The sequence below is a fragment of the Corallococcus praedator genome (assembly GCF_003612125.1).
GTDB classification, from domain to species: Bacteria; Myxococcota; Myxococcia; order Myxococcales; family Myxococcaceae; genus Corallococcus; species Corallococcus praedator.
The window spans coordinates 20,282-28,836 of record NZ_RAWI01000083.1 but is presented as its reverse complement, the minus strand read 5'-3'; the positions used below and the strand labels follow the sequence as shown (position 1 = coordinate 28,836).

Sequence of the window (8,555 nt, the reverse complement as noted above, 5' to 3'; positions counted from 1 at the left end):
CCCTAGGGTTCGTCGGCAGCGTCAGAGGTGTATAAGAGACAGGGGGGATGGGGGGCGGCGGTTCACCGGCCGCGCTGGCGAGGCGCTCGATGCCGCTCGCATCCAGGAGCGTCCCCCCGCAGGCGGTGGGGCAGGAGGCGGTCTTCTCCTCGAGGCGCGTGCAATAGGTCTCGATGGGACTCGGCGGGGTCGGAGGTGGCTGCGGTCCCACGCCGCACCCCCCGAAGATGAAGCGGCGCTCCCCTGGAGGCGGTGGGCCCAGGGGCTCGGCGTGAGAGGCGATGCACGCCAGTGTGGCCCGGGTCTCCTCCAGGCAGGCCCGGGCGGCGGGGGCAGGGACGCGGGCATCCGTCGTCTTCGTGAGGCCCGCCGCGGCGGCGGCCTGGGCGCGCGCATCCGTCGAACGAAGCACGCCCGACAGGAACCGCAGCTTCTCTTCGGCGGGAATGTACCGCTCCGAGATGTCCCGCACGCGGAGGGCGGAGGGCGTGCCCCGAAGCGACTCGGTCACCACGAAGTTGAAGGCGAAGGGGGTCAGGCTGATGCGTGGGGTGTGCATCCGGCCCAGCAGCACCTCGAGGACGGCCTCGCGCCCGCCCAGCCGGTCCGCGTTCACCGGTGCGAGCAGCCGCTCCACCACCGACGGTGAGGCGACGAACCCATCGAGCAGGCGGGGCTCACGTTCCATCACCCAATCGAAGAGCGCCTCGGCCCGCGCCGCGTCGGTGAGCCCCAGGTTCGATTGCAGCCAGAGGAGCTGCTCCGCGCTCAGGGGGGTGAGCACGTCGATGAGCGCGGTGGGGGGCAGCTTCGCGACGTGGGGCCGCAAGGCCTGGACGGCCTCGTACGCGCAGCGTGGCTGGATGCTGGCAATCGCTCGCAGGCGCGCGACGGTGGGCTTCAGCGCCTGGGTCATGGAGAGCTGGTCGCAGGGGGCGGTGGAAAGCCAATCGCGAAAGGCCGCATCACTCGCGGGGCGGCGGTGATGGAGTTCGCCCAGCAGGTCCAGGAAGGGAGCGAGGCCGGGGTGGGCGGTCCGGGCACGCTCGAGCCAGGCGGACTCCAGGGGACCGGGAGGAGGGGCGTTCAATTCCTGGAGGCCCGGACGGCTCCCTTCGCGCAGTCGCAGGAGCGCGTCCACCCGGCCACCGGGCAGCGCCAGGGCGTTGACCAGGAACTCCCGCTGCTCCGTGGCGGGCTGGTTCCACAGCCAGCTCGCCAGTGCGGAGGCGCGACCTTCGAGGACCGCGAGTCGTTCAGGGGTGCCACTGGTCCGGGCCAGGGTCATCAACCGCGTGCAGCGGTTGCCTGGGCAGGCCCCGGCGCGCAGGAGCACGGGGAGGCCCGCGCGCAGGCCTTCGTCGCGGCAGCCGGGCGCGAGGACCGCGTCCAGCAGCAGGCCCTGGCGTGAGAGGGATTGGGCGAGCTGGGCGCGCTGTCCGGGCGTGGCCGTGACGCCGCACAGAAGCTGGGTGGGCGTGGGCGGACTCAGGGGGAACAGTTCGCGCGCGGTGGGGTGCGCGTCGTATTCCATCCGGGCCATGCCCACGCCGTCGCGCGCGAGGTTGGAGAGCAGCGTGAGCGCCTCGGTGCACGGGTGCGTCGGTGCGTAGGGACCGCCGATGCAGTCGTGCTCTCCGACGATGAAGCGGTAGCGCTGGAGCGGGTCGGCTTCGCGTGACCAGGCTTCGCAGTCGGCGGGGTCCACGCGGGCGTCGGAGCCCGGGCGGGTGATGAAGCCGTTGCGGCCTTCCAGCAGGAAGCGCAGGTCCTGTGTGTCGGGCGTCACACCCCGGGCTTCGAGCTTCAGGGGTGCGTCTGGGATGCCGCCTGCTTCCAGGATGGTGAAGAGGAACCGGCAGCCTCCGACGCTGTTGGACTCCGGCGCGGTTGGACGGGTGCCGTCGATGCAGGACAGGGGCAGGAACCCGACGGTCGCGGGATGGAGGTCGTAGCGGTCCTTCTCCCCGAAGTAGGAGCGCTCGATGGTGTAGAGCGCGGTGAGGCCACACAGCGCTTCGGCGGAAGGGTCCGAGGGGGTGCCCGCCGCCGCGACCAGGATGAGCCACAACCCACTTGCGGTGAAACCCATGCGTACGGCCCCCTCTCCTGGAAGGAAGCCTGGGTGAGCAGGGCCCCTGGCCGCAAGACCCCTCGGGCAACAGGAGGACCCCCCGTGCTTCCGCTGGGGGCCGTGATCCTTTGTGTCGAGCCCCGAAGGTCTTGCCTCTTCACGGCGCCAGGATGGGTTGAAGTCCTTGGTGGATGTCTTGCGTTCCAGGTGGGGTTGTCGTGAGGATTGAAGTCCTGGTGTGTGGATTGATGTTGAGCCTGGGGGTGGGCAACGAGGCCCGTCAGGACCGGGTGAAGGACCTCTAAGCGCGAGGTCACCGCCCGACGGGCAGCGTGGGCGGGGCCAGCCTCAAGAGGAACGCGTCGCGACTGCCCAGGGGCGGGCTGCCTGGAACCAGCCCGCCCTCGGTGGAGCCGACGACCACGGCATTGCCACACGCGTCCACGGCCAGTCCGGCGACGTGGTCCTCCTGGGGCGTGCCCTGTTGCCAGGTCCCCAAGAGCCGCCCTTCCGCGCTGAAGCGCAGCACGAACACGTCCCTGCCGCCCTGATTCGTGAAGCCCGGGAAGCCGCCCAGGGTGTCGCCCGCGACGTAGACGTCACCATTGGGGGCGCGGGCCAGGGCGGTGACCTGGTCGCTGTCCCGGGTACCCACCTGCCGCAGCCACTGGACCTGGCCTGAGTCTGGTTCGAGCAGGGCGAGGAAGACATCCGCTTCGCCCACGACGGGGACGCCGGGCTCCAGTGCCATCTGGCTGGAACCCGCCAGCAGGAGCCGATGGTCGGGCGTCAGCAGCAGCTCGTCCGCCTCGGTGCCCGTGGGGGCGATGACGCTCGTCCAGACGACGTGGCCGTCCGCCGGGTCGCGGCGTTGGACGAAGGCTCCGCCCGGCCCCTCTTCGTCGTCGAAGAACCGGAAGCCGGACGTGAACAGCGCATCACCGTCGGGCGTGAGGGCAAGGCCCGTCAGCCGGTCCGGATTGTCCACGACCTGCGAGCGCACCCGCCAGGAGGGCCCGAGGGGCCCCTGGGCCGGAGCGGGGAACCGGGCGACAAAGCCATTCTCCGCGTCCAGCGACACCTTGTTCTGGACGAACAGGTCGTCGTACCCGGCGACCACCACCTGGTCAGCGGAATCCACCGCCACCTTCGCCGGATGCTGGGGGCGCTCGTCGCCGTGCTGCACGGCGTGGAGCGTGTTCCCATCGCCATCCAGTCGCAGGAGGAAGACGTCGAACTGGCCGCCGTTGGCGTGGCCCTCCAGCGCGCCGGTGGTGCGCCCCACCACCCGCACCGTGCCGCGCTCCCTGCCCCCGACGACATGCTCCGCCGTGTCCGTCCCCGCCGTGTCGATGAGCCGTCGCCAGAGGACGCGTCCATCGGCCGCGTGCCGGGTGATGACCGCGCGCGAGTCTCCCGAGGGCTCGATGTTGCTTTCACCGAGCCGCCCGTCCCAGTAGCCCGCCGTGTAGAGGTCGCCGGTCTCACCGACCCAGACAGACAGCGTCTCATCCGCCGCCGCCGTTCCTTCCTGGCGGTCTCCCTGCCAGGGCGAAGCACACGTCACCGGGCCCGCATCGGGCTCACCCGCGTCCACGGTGCCGCCATCCTGTCCCGCGTCGGGTGTTCCCGCGTCGGGTGTTCCCGCGTCGGGTTCGACCGGGCCTGCGTCCACGGTGCCGCCATCCTTCAGCGGGTCGATCTGGCCGGACGGTGAAGGCGTGCAGCCCCATCCGAGCACTCCGAAGAGGAAACCCAGGGCCATTCCCAGACGTGGGCGGGCGATGGGCCTGTGGCTCGTGTCGCGTCCCAGCACGTGGCACCCCCGGCCTTCATGGCCTTGCCCCTTCCCATATCAGACAAACGCCCGGGACCGCTGCCGGCCCCGGGCGCTGAGCGTCAAGACACAGAGGGTCTTCCCTACTGGGGAAGCAGCTCCTCCGGAACGGAGCGCTGCAGGATGATGCGGTTCATGAACCCGACGTCCTCGTTCTGGTAGCGGGCCGAACCCACCAGGAAGCCCTGGGCCACCAGCACGTTGGTCACCTGGTCGCGCGTGATGGGCCGCAGGTTGTAGACCTTCCCGAAGTGCGTCGTCTTCTCCACGCTCACGACGCGCTCGCGCGTGCCGTCCTGGCGCAGCAGCTCATCATCCACCTTCAGGTCCGCCGCGCGGACCATCCGGCCCTCGCTGTTGACCACCGGGTGCTCGTTGGTCAGCCGCAGCTTGCCGCCGTGCTCGGTGGTGATGGTGTAGAGCAGGTGCTCGCTGTCCCGCGTCTCCGACGTGTAGCTGTAGACGTGGTTCGTCTGGAGTTGCACGTTGTCGAGCGTGGCGTCCGGCGTCAGGGTGATGATGTCCACCTGCTGCTCCCGGACGGCCTTGGAGATGGGCACCGAGCCATTGCTGAACAGCAGCTCCTGGTCCGGCGCGTAGCAACTCGATTCGCAGTTGGCCACCACGTAGAAGGACGTGCCCGTGTACAGCGTGTCGCCCTTGGCGTCCCCGTTGGTGTCCCGGTAGAAGCGGCAGTCGGTGGTGTCGGTGGGGTGCGGATAGAGCGGCGTCCCGGAGCCCGCGGGCAGCGACGTCTCGAACGTCGGGTAGAGGGGCCGCGCGCGGAAGACCGTCGTGGGGGCGGGATTCCACTTGAAGAACCCCGTGGTGGGACCCGTGGCCTCCGCCTCCACCTTGAGGATGGGCGTCGCGTCATACATCGCGATCGCGTAGTAGTAGTTCACCTTGTAACCCTGCGAGTTGCCCGTGTACGCCCGGCTGGTATTGCTTTCGACGTATTCCTTCGCCGGCGTGAAGGTGACGTCGAAGGTGGTGGTGGAAGGCACCCAGGCCGAAGGGCCGGCGGGGACCAGGTTGTTGAGCAGGCCGCACTTGCGAGCCCATTCGGCGCGGACGATGGCCTGGCTGGGAATCAGGCTGTCGATGTTGCAGCGCCACTCCTGATTGGTCTGCGCGCCTGCCACGGTGGGAAACAGCGCGATGGCGGCCGCGCCTCCCAGGACGATTCTGAAGACAGACTTGGACATGGAATTCCCCTTCGGATTTCTTGGACAGACTGCCGCCCCCTCTTGATTCAGCAGACCGCGGCAGTGCCCGCCGGACGGGATCCGATGGGCGCCGCCCGAACCTCCCCAGGGGGCGCGGGAGGACTACTCCGGCAGCACTTCCGCCGGGATGGCTTGCTGGCGCAGGGCCCGGTTGAGCTGCTCCGCGTTCTCTTTCTGGACGCGGGCCGGACCCACCCGATAGCCCTCGGTGAGCAGCAGATCCGACACCGCGTCGTGTGACATGGGCCGGACGTCATGGACCTTGGCGAAATACAGCGTCTGTTTCACCGTCACGATGCGGTCCGGGGTTCCGCCCCTGCGCAGCAATGCATCCCCGAGCAGCAGCGACTCCGCCTTCACCCGACGTCCTTCGCTCGTGAGGACGGGATGCCCGGCGGGCACCCGCAGCAGGTCGCCGGACTCCGTGGTGAGTTCGTAGACGACGTGCTCGCCGTCGCCGGGGTCCGGGGTGTCGCTGGACACGGGGTTGATCCGCCGCGGTGGGTTCTCCCCCAGGGCCGCCTCGCCGGTGCTGGAACCCAGCAACTGGTCCCCCGGGTGGCAGCCAGCCTCGCAGTAGGCCACCACGTAGAAGGGCTTCTCCACCGTCTCCGTGACCGTGTAGCAGCCCTCCCGGATGATCTCTTCGCCCGCGGTGCCGCCCCCCTGCGCATTCATCGAATAGACAGGCCCGTCATCACAGACGGTGTACCGGGTGAGGGTCACCCACGGCGAGGTGCCCGTCGGGGTGCTGAAGAGGCGACAGTCATTCGTGTTGGTGGGGTGCGGATACAACTGCGTGCCGCTGCCCGCGACGTTGATGCTTTCAAAGGTGGGGAAGAGTGGCCGCGCGAGCGGCGACGTGTGGGACCACTTCCAGTAGCCCGCGGTGCTGCCGCTGGTCTCCTGGAACACGGTGAACATCGGCGTCGCTTCATAGAGCGAGCGCGCGTAGTAGTAGTTCACGTTGTAGTGATGTGTGTTGCCCGTGTACGCGTGGCTCGTGTCGGACTCGCGGTACTCCTTCGCCCACGCGAAGGAGGTGTCGAAGGCCGCGGTCGAGGCGACCCACGCGTTCGCGCCCCAGGTGTTGCGCAACAGTCCGCACCGCCGTGCCCACTCGGAGCGCGCGATGGCCTGCTCGGGCGTCAGGGCGTCGCTGTTGCACCGGGCCTGCTGGACATCCTGCGCCTGGGCGAAGGACGGCAGCAGGCCCACCACGAGAAGCTTCAGGACCTGGGCAAGGCGGGGGCTTCGCATGGGGTGGCTCCGTGGGGCAGGGGGCCGCTACTTCGTCTTCGCCATCACGGTTCCGGGGCTGCGGTTCTCGGTCCACACGACGTGGTCCCCGCCCACCGCCACGCTGGTGAGGTTGAACGTCGGCGTGAAGGCCTGCACCACGGTGCCCCCGCCCACGGGCACCCGGAGGATGCGTCCCGGCATCCCATCTTCCGCCAGCCACACCTGGGCGCCGTCACTGGCCAGGCCCGTGATGGAGGCCCGCGTGAGCAGCGTGGAGACGGTGCCTCCGCCCTTGGGCACCTTGCGGATGGCATCCCCCTCCTGCCAGTAGACGCTGGTGCCATCCACCGTGAGGCGGCCCGTGACGTTGGTGCGCGCGGTGACGACGTCGGAGCGGGTGCCGCCCTGGTTGGACATCTTCCGGAGGGCGCCGCCTTCCGTCCAGAACAGGGTCGTCCCGTCGGTGGCGATGCCGCCCAGGCCGGCGATGCCTGTGGCCAGCACGGTGGGCGTGGCGAGCGGCGTGGCCACGGGGAGCTTGAGGATGGAGCCCGCGGCTTCCGTCCAATACAGGTGGGTGCCGTCAGTGGCGATGGCGACCGGGTCGGTCCGGTTGAAGGCCATGAGCTGCTCGCCGCCGCTGTCGAGCGACGCCCGCATCACCACGCCGCCCGTGCGACGCTCCACCCAGTAGGCGAAGCGGCCGTCCGACGCCGTGCCGGACAGGTTGAAGCGCGAGGGCGGCGTGAGCGGATGCTCCGCGTTGAGGAAGCCCTCCATCACCTGCTTGCGGAACGGGATGAAGGTCTGGGTGAGCGCGCTGGAGAGGAAGAAGCGGTTGCCGTCCGGCCCGGGCTCGGTGAACTCCAGGTTGTGGATGAAGCCCGCGGCGCTGGGGAAGCGCATCGTGCTGCCATCCGGCAGGGTGCCCACGTCCACGCTGTCGCTGCGCTGGTGACAGCCGCTGCAGGAGAGCGCCTGCGCGCGGGCGACGATCTGCGTGGGCGTCAGGTCGCTGCCAATCAAATCCAGCCGCGCCTGGATGCTGTTGCGGAAGGCGCTGGGCCCCGAGCCGAAGCGCAGGCTGTACTCGTCCATGGCATCGAAGGTGCTGGAGTCCCCCTGGACGGCGTTGAATTGATCCGGCACCGCGTAGTTGAAGGTGTTGAGGTTGTCGGTGGCCAGCGCGGGCACCTGGTTGACGAAGTGCGCGCGGAAGCTGGCGGCCAGCGGGTGCGTGGAGGCCGGGTTGAACAGCTCCCCGAACGGGTTGGTCTTGACCGTCACCGGGGCGAACTTGAGGGTGCACACCCCGCCCGGGCACTGCCGCTGGAGCTTGAACTCCTTCAGCACCCACAACGGCTCGATGAAGACGTTGAAGCGCACCTGGCCGGTGCCCTCCGGGTTGAGGCCGTAGTTGTTGATGTGGAACACCGGCGAGAAGCCAGGCAGGCCCGTGAAGTAGAACTCGCGCAGGGCGGTGCCCCGGTCCGCGACGTTCTTCGCGCTCAGGTCGCGCCAGAAGGACTGCACGGGGCGGCAGCCGTCGAGCCCCAGGTCCGGACGGGGGTTGGGCAGCGAGGCCTCCAGGATGAGGAACGCCCGGCCCGCGCCCCCGGACGTCTTGCCGAAGACGACCCGGTACTCACCGCAGTGGGCCCCGGAGGCGGGCGCCAGGTCGAACCGGTTGTACAGCCCGATGGCGGAGTAGGAGTTGATGGTGGTGGGGCTGTTGGTCGCCGCCTGGGCGCCCTCCTGGGTGCGGCAGCCATACGGGAAGCCGTTGAGGAAGCCCCCGTTGTCGTTGCAGTGCGCCCCCGGCTGCAGGTCCGGCTGTCCGGGGGAGGGGTTCTGCGTGTCCCAGAGCTGGCGGAAGAGCTGGGTGGCGTTGAGCCCGGAGCCTCCGTTCTGGGTGACCAACTGCTGGAGCACGCTGGAGAGCGTGAAGGGGGCGAGGATGGAGGCCTCCGTCACCGCCACGGACTTGCGCCCATCGACCGTCTGGGGCGACAGGGTCGTCAACTCCTGCTCATGGGAGAGGATGCCAATGCCTCCCCGTTCGGAGAAGGGGGCGGGGGCGGCGGACTCCGCGTCCACCGTTCCGGGCGGCTGACAGCCCATCCCCATGAGGGTTCCCGCGGCGAGCAGCGCGCGCGACCAGTGCTTGAACATT

5 protein-coding genes are annotated in these 8,555 nt (G+C 69.5%); all 5 read right to left on the bottom strand.

The window, feature by feature from the left end:
- Positions 1-2,092, bottom strand: a 2,092-nt coding sequence (locus D7Y13_RS49935) for a hypothetical protein (protein ID WP_147452443.1), incomplete at its 3' end; no start/stop codon positions are given.
- 295 nt (positions 2,093-2,387) lie between these two features.
- Complete coding sequence (locus D7Y13_RS13720; RefSeq protein WP_120582297.1) at positions 2,388-3,839, bottom strand: SBBP repeat-containing protein; 1,452 nt, start codon at positions 3,837-3,839, stop codon at positions 2,388-2,390.
- A 155-nt stretch (positions 3,840-3,994) separates the two neighbouring features.
- Complete coding sequence (locus tag D7Y13_RS13715; protein ID WP_120533180.1) at positions 3,995-5,119, bottom strand: Hint domain-containing protein; 1,125 nt, start codon at positions 5,117-5,119, stop codon at positions 3,995-3,997.
- 123 nt (positions 5,120-5,242) lie between these two features.
- On the bottom strand, positions 5,243-6,400 hold the full coding sequence (locus tag D7Y13_RS13710; RefSeq protein WP_120533181.1) for a hypothetical protein: 1,158 nt from the start codon (positions 6,398-6,400) through the stop codon (positions 5,243-5,245).
- A gap of 27 nt (positions 6,401-6,427) precedes the next feature.
- Complete coding sequence (locus D7Y13_RS13705) at positions 6,428-8,554, bottom strand: hypothetical protein (protein ID WP_120582296.1); 2,127 nt, start codon at positions 8,552-8,554, stop codon at positions 6,428-6,430.
- Position 8,555 lies beyond the last annotated feature (1 nt).

Excerpts from the sequence above, each read along its gene's own strand:
- D7Y13_RS13720 (WP_120582297.1), bottom strand. The coding sequence starts at position 3,839 with ATGGCCCTGGGTTTCCTCTTCGGAGTGCTCGGATGGGGCTGCACGCCT.
- D7Y13_RS13705 (WP_120582296.1), bottom strand. The coding sequence starts at position 8,554 with ATGTTCAAGCACTGGTCGCGCGCGCTGCTCGCCGCGGGAACCCTCATG.
- D7Y13_RS13715 (WP_120533180.1), bottom strand. The coding sequence starts at position 5,119 with ATGTCCAAGTCTGTCTTCAGAATCGTCCTGGGAGGCGCGGCCGCCATC.
- D7Y13_RS13710 (WP_120533181.1), bottom strand. The coding sequence starts at position 6,400 with ATGCGAAGCCCCCGCCTTGCCCAGGTCCTGAAGCTTCTCGTGGTGGGC.